This window comes from Pseudonocardia sp. Ae717_Ps2, assembly GCF_001932475.1.
GTDB lineage: Bacteria > Actinomycetota > Actinomycetes > Mycobacteriales > Pseudonocardiaceae > Pseudonocardia.
On record NZ_MCIS01000001.1, the window covers coordinates 2,178,425 to 2,196,318 of the forward strand.

Here is a 17,894-nt window from a genome sequence, read left to right on the forward strand (position 1 = left end):
CATCGTCGGGTCAACCCTCTCGGACGGGGTCGGTGCCGTCCCAGCCCACGGAGGCCAGGTGGATGTCGGTGTAGACGCGCTCCTGGGCCTCGTTCATCTCGACGATCTCGACCATGCCGGGCAGGATGTCCGTGGTGTCGACGTAGGCGACGCGGGCGCCGGTAGGCAGCGTGTCGGTGAAGACGACCTCGGCACCGGCGCGGCGGTGCCCGGTCACGGCGGCGTCGAAGTCGTGCACGCCGATCGCGATGTGGTGGAAGCCGTGGCCGCGGCCCTGACCCTCGATGACGTCGCGGTAGACCGAGGGCCCGTCGTCGTGCTGTCGGACGAGTTCGATCATCGTGTGGCCGTTGAACGCGCGGGCGAGGGTGAGGGTGGGAGCGGTCGGCAGGTCGCGGTACCGCGCTCCGGGCGGGGTGAACGGACCGCGGACGAACCAGGGCCCGATCCCGACGCGCTCGGTCCAGGCCTTCATCGCGGTATCGATGTCGGGCACGGTGTAGGCGACCTGGATCATGCCGCCGACCGGCTGTCCGAAGTCGAACCTGGTCACGAGGCGTCCTGCTGCTGCGGGTAGGTGTTCGCGTAGTGCTCGCGGGTCTGGGCCAGGCGCACGCGGGCCACCCGCACGTCGAGCACGGCGGGCCGCCCCGCCTCGTTGGCCTTCAACGCCCGCTCGAGCGCTGCCTCGACCTCGTCCGGATCGTCGACGCGTTCGCCATGGCAACCGCAGGCCTCGGCGAGGGCGGCGAAGTCGGGTTGGTACGCGAACTCGGTGTCGATGATCCGGCCGTCGAAGACGTACTGTTGGATGTCGCGGATCGACCCCAGCGCCTCGTCGTTGAGCACCACCCACGTGACCGCCAGCCGATTGGCCGTGGCGACCGGGAGCACGGTGTTCACCATCTGGAACGAGCCGTCGCCGGTGAAGCACAGCGCCGGGCTGTCCGGGCGGGCCAGTTTCGCGACGGGTATCGCGGCCGTCACGAAGCCCATGCCGTAGAAGCTGGACGGCACGATCGTGGTCCGGGGGCCGAACACCCGGAAGTGAGGGAACGCGCCGCCGATGTGTTGGGCGAGCACGCCGACGTCGACGCCCAGGGTGGTGTCGCGGGGGAAGACCTCGCGGGCGGCGCGGATGACCCGGACCGGATGGATCGGCCGCTCCGTGGACGCGGCCATGGCCTCCGCCCCGGCGTCGAGCTCCGCGACCGCCGCTGCGATCTCCGCGATGCGGGCGTGCTCGCCCTCGGCCGGACCGAGCTCGTCGGCCAACTGCTGCAACACGGTCCGCGCGTCGCCGACCACCCCGATGCGCGCGGGGACGCTGCGGCTCAGTTCGAGCGGGTCGACGTCGACCTGGATGTAGGTCGCGTCGGGGGCCGGGACCGCGCCCGGCTGCCAGTTCGTCTCCATCTCCTCGAAGCGGGTGCCGATGCCGAGCACCACGTCGGCCTCGGCCAGCAACCGTTTGGCCAGCGGGTTGCGGTGTGCTCCCAGGCCGCCCGCGGCGAGCGGGTGGTCCTCGGGGAGGCTGCCGCGCCCGGCAAGGCTGGTCAGCACCGGCGCGGCCAGCCGCTCGGCCACCGCTCGAAGTTGCTCGGCCGCACCGGAGGCGATCACACCGCCGCCGGCGACGAGCAACGGCGAGCGGGCGTCGCGCAGGGCCTCGGCCGCGCGGCGGACGACCGCGGGGTCGGCGGCGATCCGGGCGGCCGGGCCGGCGGGGAGGTAGGGCTGGGCGGGGACCTGCTGGGACAGGACGTCCCGAGGGATGTCCACCAACACGGGTCCAGGCTTGCCGCCGCGTGCGGCGGCGACGGCCTGCCGCACCGCGGTCACCAGCAGGTCGGCTCGGTCGACCCGGACCGCGGACTTGGTCGCCGGGGTGAACATCACGTGGGTGTCGATCTCCTGGCTGGCCCCCCGGTACACGGTGGCGCTCGCGCCTCGGCCGCCGAGCACGAGCATGGGGATCGCGCCGATGTGGGCCTCGGCGACCGCGGTGAGCACGTTCGTGACTCCGGGCCCGGCGGTCACGACGACCGCGGCCAGTTCGCCGGTGAGCTGGAACCAGCCGGCCGCCATCGCCGCGGCCTGGTGCTCGTGGGTGACCAGGGTGGTGCGGATCTGCGGGGTGTCGTAGAGGGCGTCGTAGATGCCGAGGACGTGCCCGCCCGGCATCCCGAAGACCTGGGTCACCCCCTCCGCGACGAGCGTGTCGACGATCGCGCGTCCGGCGGTCACGGTGTCGGTCATCAGGGATTCCTCTCCGTCGGACGGGTCTCGTTCTGGGCGGAGCCGAGGACCGGGTCCATGCTGTTCTCGTCGGGATCGTCGCCGACGAGGATCTGCTCGGTGCGGGTACGCAGGGCGTCGGCATAGCGATCGGGGTCGCTGAGGACCCAGAACCGGTCGTGGCGCACCGCCTCGAGCATCTGCTCCGCGACGACGTCCGGGGGCAGCCGGGCGGGGTCGTCGTCGGCGATCCGGCCGCTGGCGCTGACGGCCGGTGCGTCGCCCAGGGCGGCGGGGGCGTTGCGGCGGGCGGTGCTGATGTTGGTCCGGACCAGGCCGGGACAGACGAGCGAGACGCCCACGCGGGATCCGGCGGCCCGCAGCTCGCGGTGCAGCGCCTCGGTCAACCCGACCACGGCGTGCTTGCCTGCGCTGTAGTGCGCGCTGCCGGGGCCGGTGAGCAGCCCGGCCATCGACGCGGTGTTGACGAGGTGACCGTCGTCGGCGGCGACGAGATCGGGCACGAACGCCTCGATCCCGTGGATCACGCCCCACAGATTGACCCGCAGGGACCACTCCCAGTCGCCGTGGCGCAGCTCCCAGCTGCGCCCGGAGAAGGCGACGCCGGCGTTGTTGACCACCAGCCACGGGGGTCCGAACGCCTCCCGCGCCCTGCGGGCCAAGGCCTGCACCTCCTCGATGTCACCGACATCGGTCCGCACACCGAGGACATTCGCCCCCTGGGCGGCGAGCTCGTCGGTGGCGCGGTCGAGAGCACGCGGCTCGACGTCGGCCAGCACGACCTGCATACCCTCGCGCGCTGCCTCGCGGGCCAGGGCGAAGCCGATCCCGCTGGCGGCCCCGGTGATCACGGCCGTGCGGCCGTCGAGGCTCCTCATCGGGCGTTCTCCTCCTGCGGTCGTGCGTCGTCGCGGGCCGCGGCCGCCCGCATGGCCTCGGTTTCGGTCTCCACATGGAGCAGTACGGCGGTATCGGGGACGGCCCAGAACCGCCCTTCCCGGACCGCGGTGAGCGCGGCGTCGGCGACGGCGTCGGCGTCCTGCCCCTCGCTGTTCATCCGAGCGTAGAACTCCGCCCGGGTGGCCGGGTGGCTCGGCTCCAACCCGCCCGCGGGCGGTGGACCCAGCCTGGCCGACGGCCAGGCGCGGCCGGACTCGTTCATCCGGGTGCGGGTCATGCCCGGACACAGGACCGTCACACCCACCGGCGAACCGGCCAGTTCCAGGTCGCGGCGCAACGACTGGGACAGTCCGATGACGGCGTGTTTCGCGGCGGAGTAGGGCGCCATGCCGGGCGTGCCCACCAGGCCTGCCACCGAGGACGTGTTCAGCACGTGTCCGTGCCCCTGCTCGACCAGGCGCGGCACGAACGCCCTTACCCCGTGCACGACTCCCCACAGGTCGACGTCGATCACCCATCGCCACACCGAGTCCGGGATCTCCCATGCCACTCCGCCGGGCCCCACGCCGGCGTTGTTGCAGACCAGGGCGACTGCGCCGAACCGCTCCCAGCTGCGCTCGGCGAGTGCCTCGACCGAGGCCGGATCGGTGACGTCGGTGAGTACCGTGAGCACGGTCGCGCCCGTGTCGGTGAGCTGGCGGGCCGCCTCGTCCAACCCGGCCGGGTCGACGTCGGCCAGCACGATCGGCATCCCGTCGGCCGCGCATCGGGCGGCGAGGGCGTACCCGATGCCCCCGGCTGCGCCGGTCACCACGGCGGCGCCGTCGATCCGGCTCATTTCTCCGTACCCGTGACGGCGGGGGTCCGGCTCGTGGCGGTGTCGTCGAAGGCGAGGTCGCGTCGCGCGGTCTCCCGGGTGAGCAGGAGGGCGACGACGGTGATCGCGGCGGTGGCCGCGACGTAGATCGCGACCGGGACGGCGCTGTCGTAAGCCGCGAACAGGGCCACGGCGATGATCGGGGCGAGGCTGCCACCGAAGATCGACGCGAACTGCACACCGATCGAGGCACCGCTGTAGCGCACCGACGTGCCGAACAGCTCGCTGAAGAGCGCACCTTGCGGGCCGAGCATGCCGCCGTGACAGATCAGGGCGACGGCCACAGCCAGGGTCAGCAGCACCGGAGAGCCGAGGTCGATGAGCGGAAAGACGGCGAAGACCCAGATCCCGACACCGACGGCCCCGCCGATGTAGAGCGGACGACGGCCGAACCGGTCCGACAGCGCCCCCCACGTCGGAACCGCGATCATGTGGCATACCGAGGCGGTCATCACGGCGTAGAGGGCGACCTGCCGGGACAGGCCTTGCTGGGTGGCGTAGGTCAGGATGAAGACGGTGAAGATGTAGCCGGAGGTGTTCTCGCACAGCCGCGCGCCCATCACCAGCAGCACCTCACGCCAGTAGTGGCGCAGGACCTCGAACAGCGGCGCCTTGCGCGGCGCGCCCTCCGCCTGCCGGGCGGCCTGCGCCTCCTTGAACATCGGTGACTCGTCGAGGGAGAGGCGGATCCACAGTCCGACGACCAGCAGCAGCCCCGACAGCAGGAACGGAACCCGCCAGCCCCAGCCCAGGAACGCGTCGTCGCTCAGGACCGCGCCGAGGACCACGAGGACGGCGATCGAGAGGGCCTGGCCCGCCGGGAGTCCGACGTTCGGCCACGAGCTCCAGAAGCCACGTCGTCGGGTGTCGCCGCGCTCCGACACCATCAACACCGCGCCGCCCCACTCGCCGCCGACGGCGAAGCCCTGCAGCAGCCGGCAGACGACCAGCAGGATCGGCGCGGCCACACCGATCTGCGCGTACGTGGGCAGCAGGCCGACCGCGACGGTGGCGGCGCCCATCAGCACGAGGCTCAGCACCAGCATCTTCTTGCGGCCGACGAGGTCGCCGAAATGCCCGAACACCACCGCGCCGACCGGACGCGCCACGAAGCCGACGGCGAAGGTCGACAGCGACAGCAAGGTGCCGACGACTGGGTCGAAGTCCGGGTAGAAGAGCTTGTTGAAGACCAGGGCCGCGACCGAGCCGAAGAGGAAGAAGTCGTACCACTCGATCGTCGTTCCGACCAGGCTCGCCGTGACGATCTTGACCATCCCCGGTTGCGCCCGGCCGGCCGACGAGGTCGAGGCACCGCTGCTTGAGCTCATGGGTTTCCCATCGTCGTTGAGGGGTGAAGGCGGGTACAACGTGGCGCGGTGCGAGGGACATCGGGTCCTGCTCGACCGAACCGAGCTGTTCGCCGCTCAGAGATTGTCAAATATCGATCTATCTCCGATGATGGCGAAGTGTGGACACCGACCGGGAACCGTGTCAACCCCTTGAGTGGCCGTGGATGATGTCGCGATGGCCGTCGACCCGACCACGATCTCCCGCGCCGAACACGTGCAGCTGGCCGTTGCCGCCGCCCGTGAGCAGGTCCCCGAGGTGGACGAGGAGGCCATGCGGGTGGGCCTCAACCTCGTCGGGGCCTCCAACAGCCTCATCTCCGAGGCAGAGTCCCTGATCTTCCGGGCGGAGAAGCTGAGCTGGCCCAGCTTCCGCGTACTGTTCATCGTCTGGATGTACGGTGAGATCGAGGCCCGCAGCATCGCCCGCATCGCAGGCGTGACCCGCCAGACGGTGTCCAGTGTGTTGTCCACTGTGGAGCGCTACGGCTACGTTCAGCGCGAGAAGGCCAACGGACAGGACCGTCGGCTGATCCGGGTCCGCCTCACCGAGACCGGCCGCGAGGCCGTCCGCCACGCCTTCGCCCTGCACAACGAGGTCGAGGCCCGCCTGTTCGCGCGCCTCACAGCTGACGAACAACGGCAGCTGGCCTCCCTGCTCGGCAAGCTCATCGACACTACTGACGGTGTCGACGACCGCACGAGCCCTTCCCTCTGAATCCCCTGTTGCGAGGTAAACCCATGACGTCGACGGGCACGATCGACACCACCACGACCCTCTTCCACTGGGCCGACGGTCAGAAGGTCTACGGGGAGTCGGGCCGGTTCTCCGACGTCACCAACCCCGCGACCGGTGCGGTGACCGCGTCCCTGCCGCTGGCGTCGGAGCAGGAGGCGGCCGAGGTGATCGCCGCCGCGAAGGCCGCGTTCCCCGGCTGGCGGGACACCTCCCTGGCCCGACGGACCCGGATCCTGTTCGCGTTCCGGCAGCTGCTCGACGAGCGCGCCGGGGAGCTGGCGGCGATCATCACCGCCGAGCACGGCAAGGTCCTCTCCGACGCCGCCGGGGAGGTCGCTCGGGGCCAGGAGGTCGTGGAGTTCGCCTGCGGGGCACCGCACCTGCTGAAGGGGTCGGCCACGCAGAACGCCTCGACCGGGGTGGACGTGGCCTCGATCCGGCAGCCGCTGGGCGTCGTGGGCATCGTCTCGCCGTTCAACTTCCCGGCCATGGTGCCGATGTGGTTCTTCCCGATCGCGATCGCCGCGGGCAACACCGTGGTGCTCAAGCCCTCGGAGAAGGTGCCCAGCGCGGCGCTGTGGATCGCTGAACTGTGGAAGGAGGCCGGGCTGCCCGACGGCGTGTTCAACGTCCTCAACGGCGACAAGACCGCAGTCGACGCCCTGCTGACCAGTCCGGACGTGAAGTCGATCTCGTTCGTGGGGTCGACCCCGATCGCGCGCTACGTGTACGAGACCGGCACCGCGCACGGCAAGCGGGTCCAGGCCCTGGGCGGGGCGAAGAACCACATGGTGGTCCTTCCCGACGCCGACCTCGACCTGGCCGCCGACCAGGCGATCAACGCCGGGTTCGGCTCGGCGGGTGAGCGCTGCATGGCGATCTCCGCACTGGTCGCGGTCGGCGACATCGCCGACGAGCTGGTCGCCAAGATCAAGGTCCGAGCGGTCGCCCTGCGGACCGGCGACGGGACCCGGGGCTGCGACATGGGACCGCTGGTGACCAGAGCGGCGCAGGAACGGGTGTCGGGCTACATCGACGCCGGACAGGCCGAGGGCGCGACCGTGGTGGTCGACGGGCGGGCGGGCTCCTACGACGCCGAAGGTGCGGGGTTCTTCGTCGGGCCGACCCTGTTCGACGACGTGACGCCCGACATGTCGATCTACACCGACGAGATCTTCGGCCCCGTGCTGTCGGTGGTGCGGGTCGACACCTTCGACGAGGCCGTCGAGCTGGTCAACGCGAACCCGTACGGCAACGGCACTGCGATCTTCACCCACGACGGCGGCGCGGCACGGCGGTTCCAGACCGAGATCGAGGTCGGGATGGTCGGGGTGAACGTGCCGGTGCCGGTCCCGATGGCCTACTACTCCTTCGGCGGCTGGAAGAGCTCGCTGTTCGGCGACACCCACGCCCACGGCACCGACGGCTTTCACTTCTTCACCCGCGGCAAGGTCGTCACCACCCGCTGGCTCGACCCGGCCGCGCGGGAACAGCACGCCGGCATCAACCTCGGTTTCCCCCAGAACGCCTGACCGTCGCCGAGCAGGGTGGCTCACGGCCTGCTCGTGGTGGCGACGCGCCGGTCAGCGCGCACGGGTGGCCATCCAGCGGAGATCGGAGGCGGTCGGCATCCCGGGCCGGCACAGTGCCTCGTGCAGCGCGTTCGTCGCGTCCAGGAGTAGGGCGACCATGTAGCCCCCCCCCGTGCACGGATCTCGGCGAGCGACTGGCGGAGGCGGCCAGGATCGGGAACCGCGGCGACGGGCGGGTCTTCACACGTTCGCGCGAGGTATGCGTCGCCGAACGGGTCGGGCTGGTGCGCGAGCAGCGCCAGCCCGACCCCGTCGACGTGCCTCGGCTGCCGGCTACCGATTCGTGCGGCGCGGACCAGGCGAGCGGGCCAATGCCGAGTTGAGGAACTGGCGAGTCCTGAGGAGGATCCGCTCCAGTGAACACCGCGCACAACCTCATGGCGCAGTTCAGATCCTCATCATCGCCAGTACATGACCAGGTTGGCAAACGCTCGGTTCGACCCGCGGCAGGGGTCGGCCCGCCGGTCGGGCTGGACAGTCGCAGCCGCGCGCCGGAGAGGGCGACGCGCTCCGCGAGCCCGATCAGCCCGGTCACAGCGGTCGAGGTCGGCGTCGACGCGTCAGGGAAGCTCGACGGTGATCTCGCCGTCGGCGACCCTCGACACACAGAGGCAGATGTCGCGGCCAGCGGACTTCTGCCGCGGGCTGAGGAACACATCCCGGTGGTCGATGGCTCCTGATCCCACGGCGAGAACCGGGACGACGCACAGCCCGCACTCGCCCCGCAGACAGTCGGACATCACCTCGGCGCCTGCTGCCTCCAGAGCCTGCACGGCCGTGCTCCCCGGTGACACCTCGACATCGAGGCCCAGCCGTGGGACACGGACGATGAACGGTGTGGTCGGCAGGTTGCCGCTGTTCCCGAACGTCTCGAAGCGCAGGCGGGCGGGTGGGCGGCCGCTGGTGCTCCACGCGTGCTGGACGGCGGCGAGCATGCCCGAGGGGCCACAGACGTAGAGCTCGGTGTCGGGGCTGACGCCGTCGACGAGCGCAGCAACGTCCAGCGGTCCGTCCTCGTCGTCCACCACGGTCCGCAGCCTGGCGGCATGGTCGGCCTCGAGGTCGGGGAGGAACGCCATCGACGCGCGGGACCGCCCCGCGTAGACCAGTTCGTAGTCGGCGCCCCACGCCGCCAGCGCGTGCGCCATGCTGAGCAGGGGAGTGATACCGATGCCGCCGGCGAGCAACAGGTACCGCTCCCGGCCGGGAGTAAGAGGTCGCGCGGATTGATGGATGATCATGGGCGGCGGTGTGGTCGGCTGTCCCAGCGGTGCGTGGTCCAGGCCTGCCGGATCAGGCTACGGAGTGTGATGATGGTGTCGGCGAGGTCGAAGAACGCGTCGACGACGGTTTCGCGGCGTTCGTAGCAGCGCTGCAGCCGGTTGAAGCTGTTGTGCCAGGCGTTGGTGCGCTCGATGTGCCAGCGTTGGGTGGCCTGGATCGGTGCTTTCTCGCCCTTGCGCGCGATCTCGCTGTGCAGGCCCCGTTCGGTGAGTGTGTCGCGGGTCTTACCGGAGTCATAGCCGGCGTCGAGGTGCACGGTGATGTCGTCGGGCAGCGGGCCGAGAGCGTCGAGGTGGTCGAGAGTGGGGCCCAGTAGCGGGGAGTCGTGGCGGTGTGCCCCGGCCAGGACCCGGCCCAGTGGGATGCCATGGCCCTCGACGAGCACCGATCGCTTCATGCCCTGTTTACGCCGGTCAACCGGTGACGGTCCGGCGACCTCACCGCCGCCGGGGGCCTTGGTGATGGCGCCGTCGACGGCAACGTCGTCAAGCAACAGGCCGACGATGCGGTCGTAGGCGTCCAGGGCGATCCGGCGTAGCTGGGCGAAGACCCCGAGCCGGATCCACTCGTCACGGCGATCGCGGATGGTGGTCGCCGAGCAGGTGCTGTCGGAGACGCCCTGATACGGGCAGCCGAACCGCAGCACCTGCAGGAGCTTGTCGAACACGACCCGATCCGCGATCCGGCGGCGGTGACAGCCCCACGGATGAGTGGGATCGAACTCGACCCGGGGCGGCAGCAGCGCGGCGAACTGGTCCCACAACGGCTCGGTCAACCATGATGGCAGGGCGGGCACGCGGCCTCCAGACGATCACGAAGAGTCAACAACTTCATGATCGACAGGCCCGTGCCCGCCCCTCACCATCGACACCCGGCCGCGACCCAGCTGTGATCAATCCGCGCGACCTCTAAGTTCGAAGTCCTGGACGGGCTGCGACACCGTCACCGTGTCGCCCGCCTCCAGCGTGTGCATGAACGCGGAGCCACCCCTGCTGCGCGGATCGAGACGTACCGCGATCCCGCAGCCACCGGACTGCCTGCCGTGCTCGACCACCGAGTAGGAGCGGACGAGCTGCCCCCCGTCCCTCGTCGGGACGAGCACGTCGACGTGTGAGCCGGGCGGGGCGGGGCGGCTCCGGGGAATGTCCAGCAGGATGTGCCGGACGCCATCGGCCACCGTCGTCGAGGAGGCGACGACCGCGCGCTCCCACCGCGGGGCCACACGGTGTGCCATCAGCTCGTCCCGTCGGAGCGGGCGCCCACCAGCTCCGCCTCGGCCTCAACGAGCCGGCCGATCATGCGTCGGACCCACATGCTGCCGGCGTCGATGTTGAGGTTGTAGAAGTCGTAGCCGGGGTGGGCGTCGACGGCGACCTGCTGGGCGTTGAGCATCACCTCGTCCTCCCCGAAGATCCGGTGGACCGCTGCCCGATGGGCACGGGTGAGAACGACGTCGTCGAGGGCGTGGTTGCGCATCCGGAACCAGAAGTAGTGCGCGGTCCGGTCCGTCTCCGGGGTGACGGTGTTGAGCACGTAACCGCGCACGCCCTGGTCGTAGTTCCCGTCCGGGGCGCCGGAGCCGGCCTTCGCCACCCCCACGTCGATCGTGATGGTCGACGGTGCCTGCCACCGGATGACCTGCCATCGGTCGACGGGGCCGTCGTAGTCGGGAAAGCGCAGTCGCATCTCCTCCGCCCAGGCGGGGGGAGGCGTGATCCCCAGCATCCACCGGGTGACGGTGACGCTGTCGTCGGTGTGGCTCACGGTGAACGGTGTCTCGGCGACGGCGGCGTTCCCGATGCTGGAGCCATGGATGAAGCTCTCGTGGGTGAGGTCCATGAGGTTGTCCAGGATCAGTCGGTAGTCGCACTCCATTGCGAGCAGTTCGCCGTCGCCGGCCCAGCGAGGGTCGTCCGCCCAGTGGAGGTCCGGGACCGTGCCGGGATCTGCCAGCGCCGGATCACCGAGCCAGACCCAGATGAGCCGGTCCCGCTCCACCACCGGGAACGAGGTCACGGACGCGCTGGGGTTGATCGTCTCCTGGGAGGGCATGAAGGTGCATCGACCGCGCGGGTCGTAGGCGATGCCGTGGTATCCGCAGACGAGGTCGTCACCGCGCAGGGAGCCGAGCGACAGCGGGACCAGCCGATGCCAGCAGGCGTCCGCCAGGGCGACCGGCGCGCCCGCTTCGGTGCGGTAGAGGACGACCGGGCGTCCCCCCATCGTGCGTGACAGCGGGGTCCGATCCACTTCGCGACCCATGGCCGCGGCATACCAGGCGTTCGAGGGAACACTGTCTCCTCCTTCGTCGTCGGACGAGATGACTGCGGGCCGAGGCAGGCTGGACGCAGCTGTTCGTGAGGCTCCCGATGCCTTCGACATCGGTTCCCACCACCTGCGAGGAGGATCGGCAGCGGTGAACGCGTCGACGACGGAGCCGCTGTGCGCGCGACCTCGGCGTCAGGTGGTCGTGGCCGCGTCCAGCCGGAGGTAGCCCCGCAGGATGTCGTCGGGCTTGCGTTCCCGCGTGCCGCCCGGGATGAGCCGCAGATCGGGGAACTCCGACGTGAGGAGCTCGCCGGCGACCGCGGCCTCCAGTCGGGCGAGGGGAGCGCCGATACAGAAGTGTGGGCCCACCCCGAGCGACAGATGCTGGTTGTCCGGACGGTCGAGGTCGAACTCGTCGGGCCGGGAGAACCGGCGTTCATCGTGGTTGGCCGAGGCCAGGACGATCCGGACGAGGTCCCCGGCCGGGAGTGTCCGGCCCGCGATCTCGGCATCCCCGGCGAGCCTCCTCAGGGTGGACACGATCGGTGCCTCGAGCCGCAGGGTCTCCTCCACCCACGCCGGGACCAGCCCGGAATCGGCTCGAACCCGGTCCGCGACCTCGGGGTGCGAGTCGAGTACGACCGCCATGTGGCAGAGCAGGTTGGTGGTCGTCTCGTTGCCCGCGACGAGGAAATGGAGGAGGTTGCCCCGGACCTCCTCGGGGGTCATGCCTCCGGACTCCCGGTCCCGGGAGACGAGGAGCGAGATGAAGTCGTCCTGCGGCGCCGCCCGCCGTTGGTCGATGAGCTCGTCGAGCAACGCGGCCAGCCCGGACACCTCGACGAGCATGCCGAACCGCTCGGGGTCGGACAGACGCGGTTCGAAGATGAGCGCGAGCCGATCGGCCAGCACACGGACGGTCTCGCGATCGGACACGGGGATTCCGATGTAGTCGGCGATGACCAGGCTCGGCAGCAGGTTCGCGAAGTCGTGCGCCCAGTCGAAGTCGCCCTTCTCCCGGCACATGGTGAGCAGTTCGCGGCAGATGCGTTCCACCGCGTCCCTGCCGGAACGGATCTTGCGAGGGGAGAACGTGAGGCCGGAGAGCCGACGCATCCGCGTGTGGTCGCCTCCGTCCTTCATCATCATGATCTGCGAGAAGCTCTCGATGACGTAGGCCTGCCGGTCGTCCGCCGGGTCGTGCCGACTCGTCGGGGCGTCCCAGAACGTGTTGCGGGTGAAGAGCTTCGGGCTGCGAAGACAGAGGTTCGCGTCCTCGTAGCGGGTCACCAGCCAGCTGTTCATGGGTTCGTAGAACATGACCGGCGTCCGGTCACGTACCTGCCGGTAGAGCGGGTACGGATCGTCGTGAAACTCCTCGTTGCGCTGGTCCAGCACCATCGTCATCGCTCGTCCTCCCATGGTGTTCCGCAGCAGAGGGTCGGGCAGACGTGTGGGGTCAGCGACCCGTTGGCCCGGGGTCGTCGGCCCGGCGGACGGGCAGATGCTCGGGGACGTCCCGCTCGTAGCTGGTGATCAGGTCCTCGGGATCGAAGGTCGTCCTGCTGGGCGGTGCCCGCGAAACCCACGGTGGCCACACGGCGGGTCTGGTGGGCGAGGCCGATGTCGACTCGGAAGGACACCGCGACTCCTCTCTCCGGCGCTGGAGGGTGGTCCGGACGACCCGAGGGGGCTGATCCGCCGTGCCCCTGTGTCCTGGCCGCAGCTATCTTGACTCCCATTCAAGAGAAGTGCAAGGGGTTGCGGGGGCAAGGTGCGGTCATGCGCAGCAGGTGGCGCCGGGTCTCGTCGTCGATCCCGTCGAGCTGGCAGATGCCCGCCTCGAGGCCGTGGGACCACAAAGAGTTGCTGCATGCCGTGGCTGGCCTCGGGCGGGGAGGCTCACCGAGCGTGTTGGCGGGGAGGGCCGTGGGTCTCGCGTCAGTGCCCGCTGGAGGTGGGTGACCGCGCGGCGGACCTCGATCGGTGGGGGACGGTTGTTGGGCAGCTCGACTCAGGCCGCGGTCAGGACGTGCACCACCGCCGAGCGCGGGCAGCTCGGCAGCTCGTGCAGCGTGCCCGTGAGCTCGGCGGCCTGCTGATAGCCGCGCATCTGGTCTTCCAGCAGCCCATCGCGCGCCACCGGTGCCGGACCGCGCTGGTCCGCTCGCTCGGCCGGCGGCCGCGGCGGTGGGTGATGGTCGCGCGGGTGACCTCGACGCTGCGGCGCCACCTCGACGCCCGTCCCGCTGAGAGCGGTCTGAGACCGGCTCCCTGCCGGGTCCGGATCCCGCCCCACGGGTGGCGGCGCACAGTCGCCGGAGCCGACCGCCGGAGCCGGCCACGTGGTGCCGGCTCCGGCTTACGGTCCTCCGGTCTGCTGACTCAGGAACGGATGAAGTCCAGGAGGTCTGCGTTGATCGTGGCAGCCTCGGTGGTGGGCATGCCGTGGGGGAAACCGGAGTAGGTCTTGAGGGTGCCGTGGGGCAGGAGCTCGGCCGACAGCGGGCCGGAGTCGGCGTAGGGGACGATCTGGTCGTCGTCGCCGTGCATGACCAGAGTGGGCACGGTGATCTTCTTGAGGTCGTCGGTGAAGTCGGTCTGGGAGAAGGCGACGATGCCCTCGTAGTGAGCCTTGGCGCCGCCCATCATGCCCTGCCGCCACCAGTTCTGGATGAGCGCTTCCGACGGCTCGACGCCGGGCCGGTTGAAGCCGTAGAACGGTCCGGCCGGCAGGGACCGGTAGAACTCCGAGCGGTTGGCCGCAAGCTGGGCCTGCAGGTCGTCGAACACGCTGCGGGGCAGGCCGCCCGGGTTCGCCTCGGTCTGCACCATCAGCGGCGGAACCGCCGAGATGATCGCCGCTTTCGCGACCCGGGACTCGCCGTGGCGGGCGAGGTAGCGGACGACCTCACCACCTCCGGTGGAGTGCCCGACGTGCACAGCGTCGTGCAGGTCCAGCTGTGAGGTCAGTGCGGCCAGGTCGTCGGCGTAGTGATCCATGTCGTGGCCGTCACTGACCTGGGCGGAACGGCCGTGGCCGCGCCGGTCGTGGGCGATGACCCGGTAGCCGTGCTGGAGGAAGAACAGCATCTGGGCGTCCCAGTCGTCGGCCGAGAGCGGCCAGCCGTGGCTGAAGACGATGGGCTGACCGGTGCCCCAGTCCTTGTAGAAGATCTCCGTACCGTCGTTCGTGGTGAGCGTGGGCATCGGGGTGTCTCCGTTCGTAGATGGGGGGTCTCCCCGCCGGGGTCGCCGGGGCTTCGGTCACCCCGCGTTCGACAACGCGAATATTGCAGAAGCCGTCGGCGAGCAGGGCCCGTCAGATGACTGGATTCGTGACGGTCGCCCGACGGCCTGATGCGGAGCGCCGCAACGGAAGTAGGGGCGCGGTCTCCGCGATGAGGCCGGCCCGCACGAGCTGCCTGCGCTCGGCGGCGTGCCCCGACCACCGTGCCCGCCGCCCCGCTGGACGAGGTCCACGCGGTCGGGGACGATCACCGCGATGAGCCGCCCGTCGTTCGTGCAGCGTCTGGGCCTGGCTGCGCCGATCGTGCAGGCCCCGATCGGGAGTGCCTGCACACCGGAGCTGGTGGCGGCGGTGGGCGAGGCGGGCGGCCTGGGTGTGCTGGCCGGGTCCTGGCTGTCCGCCGCGCAGCTGGTGCGGGCGATCGCACGAGTACGTGAGCTGTCGGACCGGCCGTTCGGGGTCAACCTCGTGCTGGCCCAGGCGCCCGCCGACCACGTGCGGATCTGCGTCGCCGAGGGGGTCCCCGTGCTGTCGACCTCGTGGGGAGACCCCGCGCCGGTCGCGGCGGCGCTGTGCGGCAGCGGGATGGTCCACGTGCACATGGTCGGGGCGGTCGAGGACGCCGTCCGGGCCGCCGCGGCCGGCGTCGACGCCGTCGTCGCGCAGGGGTGGGAGGCGGGCGGGCACGTCCTGGGGACGGTCTCCACGCTGGCCCTGGTGCCCGCGGTGGTCGACGCGGTGGACGTGCCGGTCCTCGCCGCCGGCGGGATCGCCGACGCCCGCGGGGTGGCCGCGGTGTCGGCCCTCGGCGCGGACGCGGCGTGGGTCGGGACGCGGTTCCTGGCGGCCCGCGAGGCGGACGTCCACCCCGAGTACCGCGCGCGGCTCGCCGCCGCGGGCCCGTCGGACACGGTGCTCGGTGAGGTGTTCACCGGTGGCTGGCCCGATGCGCCGCACCGCGCACTGCGCAACAGCAGCACCGCCCGCACCGACCTGTCGCCGGAGGTCGTCGCCGTCGACGCCGGCGGACGCCCGGTCCGGCGCTACGACGACGTGATCCCCACGGCCGGGGTCCGTGGTGAGATCGAGGCGCTCGCGCACTATGCGGGCCAGGGCGTCGGTCTCGTCCCCGGGGTCAGCCCGGCCGCGGCGATCGTGGCCGCGCTCCGGCCGGCGCCGGCGCGGCCCGACGACCGGGGCCGCGGATCATCCTGAGCAGCGGTGCCGTCATGAACGTCGTCACGACGGCGACGAGGACCAGGACGGTGAACACGGTCGGGCCGATCAGCCCGAGGTCCAGCCCGACGGTCAGCACCACGATCTCGGTGACGCCCCGCGCGTTCATCAGCACGCCGAGCGTCGCGGCGTCCCGCCGCTCGTCGCCGAGCAGGCGCGCGGTCAGGCCGACCCCACCGATCTTGCCCACGACGGCCACGACCAGCACGGCCACGAACACGAGCGCGTCGAGCGGGGTCAGCGTGTCCACGCGGGTCGAGAGCCCGACCACGACGAAGAAGACCGGGAGCAGGACGGCGGTGACGGCCGGGTCGAGCCGGGCGCGCACGTGCTCCCGCCAGAGATCGGACCTCGGCATCGCCACACCGGCGAGGAAGGCCCCGAAGATGGCGTGGATCCCCACCTGCTCGGCCGCCCACGCCGAGAGGAGGGCGACGACGACCGGGACCCACAGCGGCGGCGTCCCCCAGCGCGCCAGCAGCGGCCGGACCCCCGACAGCAGCACCAGCACGAGCACGACGGCGCCGCCGGCCGTCAGCAGGAAGGGCCCGACGCCGTCGGCCTCGGTCACCGTCGCCGCCACGGCCACGAGCACCCAGGCCACGACGTCGTTGGCGGCGGCCGCGACCAGCGCCGTGGCCCCGATCCGGGTGCCCGTCAAGCCGGTCTCCCGCAGCAGCCGGGCCAGCACGGGCAGCGCGGTCACCGAGACCGCGGCCCCGACGAACAGCACGAACGCGACCAGCGGCGAGCCCTCGCCGTATGCCGGGTACAGCCCGATGGCCAGCGCGCCGGCGAGGACCAGCGGGACGACGACGGACGCGGCGGCGACACCGCCCACCCGGACCGGTTCGAGCCGATCGCCACCCGGGGCGGTCTCCATGCCGACGAGCAGCAGGAACAGGACCAGACCGAGCTGGGCGACGACGCGCAGTGCCCCGATGACCGGCTCGGGGAACAGCTGCGCGACGACCTCCGGCAGTACGAGGCCCAGCGCGCTCGGGCCCAGCGCGATCCCGGCGAGCAGCTCGCCCACCACCCGGGGTTGGCCGATCCGTCCGACGAGCCAACCGGCGACGTTGCAGGCCAGCAGCACGATCCCGATGGCGAGCAGGGTCCGGACCGCGACCTCGCTCCCCGTCACGCGGCGGCCCCCCGGGTCAGCGGGGCCGCGGGCTGGAGCGGGTGACGAGGATGCCCAGCACGATCAGGACCCCGCCCACCAGGGTGTTCCAGCCGAACGGCTCGCCGAGCAGCACCACCCCGATGACGGTGGACCAGATGGGGGTCACGTAGGTGACGGTCGAGGCGATCGTCGCTCCGGCGGCTCGGATGACCTGCAGGTTGAGCAGGAAGGCGTAGCCCGTCCCGAGCGCTCCGAGGACGACCAGCCCGATCGAGGCGACGGGCCCCGGCAGCGTGGGAGCCGTCCCGGTGACCGCCGCGACCAGCGCCAGCTCGACGGTCGCCGCCCCGATCTGAGCGGCGGAGAGCGCGACCGCCGACTCCGTCCGGCCGGAGAAGAACCGGCGGGTGTAGGCGAACCCGGCGCCGTAGCAGGCCGTCGCGGCGAGACAGGCCAGCGTGCCGGTGAGCGTGCCGCCCGCCAGCCCCCGCCACACCGCCAGCAGGCACAGCACCCCGACGAAGCCGAGCAGCAGTCCCTGCACCCGGCGCAGCGTCATCCGCTCGCCCCGCACGAGGGCCAGCACGAAGACCAGCGTCATCAGCGGGGTGGTCGCGTTGATCACCCCGGCGAGCAGGGAGCTGACGTGTTGCTCGCCGAACGCGAAGAGCGCGAACGGCGCCGCATTGAGCAGTGCCGCCACCACCGCGGCGTGACCCCACGTCGACCGGGACCGGGGCAGCCGCTCGCGGCGCAGGGCACACACCGCCAGCAACGCCAACGCGCCGAACAGGCACCTCCACAGCGCCACCCAGATCGGCGCGACGCCGTCGTCCACGGCCAGCTTGATCAGCGCGAAGCTGGATCCCCAGATCGCGGAGAGCAGGATGAAGCCCGGCAGCCAGCGGGTCACCGCCCGGGTCCCGTCGGGTCGCTCGGTCGTCCGGTCCGTGGTGCTCATGGGTGTCTCGTCCTTCCCCGTTCGCGAGAGGTCTGGCGTGGAGTCTCGCGATCGGG

Annotated in this window: 16 protein-coding genes; 3 read left to right on the forward strand and 13 right to left on the reverse strand. The window is 71.2% G+C overall.

Translation table 11 applies throughout. The features are described from left to right. Positions 1-10: 10 nt before the first annotated feature. The 5 genes from Ae717Ps2_RS10380 to Ae717Ps2_RS10400 are packed head-to-tail and all read right to left on the reverse strand — an operon-like array spanning position 11 to position 5,364. Positions 11-553, reverse strand: a complete 543-nt coding sequence (locus tag Ae717Ps2_RS10380; protein WP_083702323.1) for a VOC family protein — start codon at positions 551-553, stop codon at positions 11-13. Further along, entirely contained in the window at positions 550-2,259 is a 1,710-nt protein-coding gene (locus Ae717Ps2_RS10385; protein WP_075333271.1) for a thiamine pyrophosphate-binding protein, read from the reverse strand. The genes Ae717Ps2_RS10380 and Ae717Ps2_RS10385 overlap by 4 nt, the downstream gene beginning before the upstream one ends. Further along, positions 2,259-3,137, reverse strand: coding sequence for an SDR family NAD(P)-dependent oxidoreductase (locus Ae717Ps2_RS10390; RefSeq protein WP_075305931.1), 879 nt, complete (start codon positions 3,135-3,137; stop codon positions 2,259-2,261). Before Ae717Ps2_RS10390 ends, Ae717Ps2_RS10385 begins: the two co-directional genes overlap by 1 nt. Beyond that, positions 3,134-3,997, reverse strand: coding sequence for an SDR family NAD(P)-dependent oxidoreductase (locus tag Ae717Ps2_RS10395; protein WP_075305933.1), 864 nt, complete (start codon positions 3,995-3,997; stop codon positions 3,134-3,136). Before Ae717Ps2_RS10395 ends, Ae717Ps2_RS10390 begins: the two co-directional genes overlap by 4 nt. Next, positions 3,994-5,364: an MFS transporter gene (locus Ae717Ps2_RS10400; RefSeq protein WP_075305935.1), complete on the reverse strand. Its 1,371-nt coding sequence runs from the start codon at positions 5,362-5,364 to the stop codon at positions 3,994-3,996. The genes Ae717Ps2_RS10395 and Ae717Ps2_RS10400 overlap by 4 nt, the downstream gene beginning before the upstream one ends. A gap of 196 nt (positions 5,365-5,560) precedes the next feature. Here Ae717Ps2_RS10400 and Ae717Ps2_RS10405 point away from each other — a divergent pair, with 196 nt between their 5' ends. Then, positions 5,561-6,100, forward strand: a complete 540-nt coding sequence (locus Ae717Ps2_RS10405) for a MarR family winged helix-turn-helix transcriptional regulator (RefSeq protein ID WP_075311689.1) — start codon at positions 5,561-5,563, stop codon at positions 6,098-6,100. Between the two features lie 23 nt (positions 6,101-6,123). After that, positions 6,124-7,653: a CoA-acylating methylmalonate-semialdehyde dehydrogenase gene (locus tag Ae717Ps2_RS10410; protein WP_075305937.1), complete on the forward strand. Its 1,530-nt coding sequence runs from the start codon at positions 6,124-6,126 to the stop codon at positions 7,651-7,653. A gap of 620 nt (positions 7,654-8,273) precedes the next feature. Here Ae717Ps2_RS10410 and Ae717Ps2_RS10415 read toward each other — a convergent pair. The 6 genes from Ae717Ps2_RS10415 to Ae717Ps2_RS10440 all read right to left on the reverse strand — a co-directional run bounded on the left by Ae717Ps2_RS10415 (position 8,274) and on the right by Ae717Ps2_RS10440 (position 14,475). Then, the gene (locus Ae717Ps2_RS10415) at positions 8,274-8,954 is read right to left on the reverse strand and encodes a PDR/VanB family oxidoreductase (RefSeq protein WP_075333272.1); all 681 of its coding nucleotides are present in this window, start codon (positions 8,952-8,954) and stop codon (positions 8,274-8,276) included. After that, a complete protein-coding gene (locus Ae717Ps2_RS10420) occupies positions 8,951-9,793 on the reverse strand; it encodes an IS5 family transposase (protein WP_075329730.1) in 843 nt (280 codons plus the stop codon). The genes Ae717Ps2_RS10415 and Ae717Ps2_RS10420 overlap by 4 nt, the downstream gene beginning before the upstream one ends. 96 nt (positions 9,794-9,889) lie before the next feature. Further along, positions 9,890-10,231: an FAD-binding oxidoreductase gene (locus Ae717Ps2_RS10425; RefSeq protein WP_083702324.1), complete on the reverse strand. Its 342-nt coding sequence runs from the start codon at positions 10,229-10,231 to the stop codon at positions 9,890-9,892. Beyond that, the gene (locus tag Ae717Ps2_RS10430) at positions 10,231-11,379 is read right to left on the reverse strand and encodes an aromatic ring-hydroxylating dioxygenase subunit alpha (RefSeq protein ID WP_083695991.1); all 1,149 of its coding nucleotides are present in this window, start codon (positions 11,377-11,379) and stop codon (positions 10,231-10,233) included. Before Ae717Ps2_RS10430 ends, Ae717Ps2_RS10425 begins: the two co-directional genes overlap by 1 nt. Before the next feature lie 78 nt (positions 11,380-11,457). Next, entirely contained in the window at positions 11,458-12,672 is a 1,215-nt protein-coding gene (locus Ae717Ps2_RS10435) for a cytochrome P450 (protein ID WP_075305943.1), read from the reverse strand. Positions 12,673-13,650: 978 nt separating this feature from the next. Continuing rightward, positions 13,651-14,475: an alpha/beta fold hydrolase gene (locus Ae717Ps2_RS10440; protein ID WP_075305945.1), complete on the reverse strand. Its 825-nt coding sequence runs from the start codon at positions 14,473-14,475 to the stop codon at positions 13,651-13,653. A 295-nt stretch (positions 14,476-14,770) separates the two neighbouring features. On the opposite strand from Ae717Ps2_RS10440, the gene Ae717Ps2_RS10445 reads away from it, so the two are divergent. Next, positions 14,771-15,730: a nitronate monooxygenase family protein gene (locus Ae717Ps2_RS10445; RefSeq protein ID WP_075305947.1), complete on the forward strand. Its 960-nt coding sequence runs from the start codon at positions 14,771-14,773 to the stop codon at positions 15,728-15,730. On the opposite strand, the gene Ae717Ps2_RS10450 is transcribed toward Ae717Ps2_RS10445, so the two are convergent. Continuing rightward, complete coding sequence (locus Ae717Ps2_RS10450) at positions 15,651-16,895, reverse strand: cation:proton antiporter (RefSeq protein WP_075333274.1); 1,245 nt, start codon at positions 16,893-16,895, stop codon at positions 15,651-15,653. The genes Ae717Ps2_RS10445 and Ae717Ps2_RS10450 overlap by 80 nt on opposite strands. Positions 16,896-16,911: 16 nt before the next feature. Further along, entirely contained in the window at positions 16,912-17,838 is a 927-nt protein-coding gene (locus tag Ae717Ps2_RS10455) for a DMT family transporter (RefSeq protein WP_075333275.1), read from the reverse strand. Positions 17,839-17,894: the final 56 nt, after the last annotated feature.

What these genes read in the sequence shown, in the direction of transcription:
- Ae717Ps2_RS10445 (WP_075305947.1), top strand. Translation starts at nt 14,771, where the DNA reads ATGAGCCGCCCGTCGTTCGTGCAGCGTCTGGGCCTGGCTGCGCCGATC.
- Ae717Ps2_RS10425 (WP_083702324.1), bottom strand. Translation starts at nt 10,231, where the DNA reads ATGGCACACCGTGTGGCCCCGCGGTGGGAGCGCGCGGTCGTCGCCTCC.
- Ae717Ps2_RS10410 (WP_075305937.1), top strand. Translation starts at nt 6,124, where the DNA reads ATGACGTCGACGGGCACGATCGACACCACCACGACCCTCTTCCACTGG.
- Ae717Ps2_RS10385 (WP_075333271.1), bottom strand. Translation starts at nt 2,259, where the DNA reads ATGACCGACACCGTGACCGCCGGACGCGCGATCGTCGACACGCTCGTC.
- Ae717Ps2_RS10415 (WP_075333272.1), bottom strand. Translation starts at nt 8,954, where the DNA reads ATGATCATCCATCAATCCGCGCGACCTCTTACTCCCGGCCGGGAGCGG.
- Ae717Ps2_RS10400 (WP_075305935.1), bottom strand. Translation starts at nt 5,364, where the DNA reads ATGAGCTCAAGCAGCGGTGCCTCGACCTCGTCGGCCGGCCGGGCGCAA.
- Ae717Ps2_RS10395 (WP_075305933.1), bottom strand. Translation starts at nt 3,997, where the DNA reads ATGAGCCGGATCGACGGCGCCGCCGTGGTGACCGGCGCAGCCGGGGGC.
- Ae717Ps2_RS10390 (WP_075305931.1), bottom strand. Translation starts at nt 3,137, where the DNA reads ATGAGGAGCCTCGACGGCCGCACGGCCGTGATCACCGGGGCCGCCAGC.
- Ae717Ps2_RS10455 (WP_075333275.1), bottom strand. Translation starts at nt 17,838, where the DNA reads ATGAGCACCACGGACCGGACGACCGAGCGACCCGACGGGACCCGGGCG.
- Ae717Ps2_RS10435 (WP_075305943.1), bottom strand. Translation starts at nt 12,672, where the DNA reads ATGACGATGGTGCTGGACCAGCGCAACGAGGAGTTTCACGACGATCCG.
- Ae717Ps2_RS10430 (WP_083695991.1), bottom strand. Translation starts at nt 11,379, where the DNA reads ATGTCGAAGGCATCGGGAGCCTCACGAACAGCTGCGTCCAGCCTGCCT.
- Ae717Ps2_RS10405 (WP_075311689.1), top strand. Translation starts at nt 5,561, where the DNA reads ATGGCCGTCGACCCGACCACGATCTCCCGCGCCGAACACGTGCAGCTG.
- Ae717Ps2_RS10440 (WP_075305945.1), bottom strand. Translation starts at nt 14,475, where the DNA reads ATGCCCACGCTCACCACGAACGACGGTACGGAGATCTTCTACAAGGAC.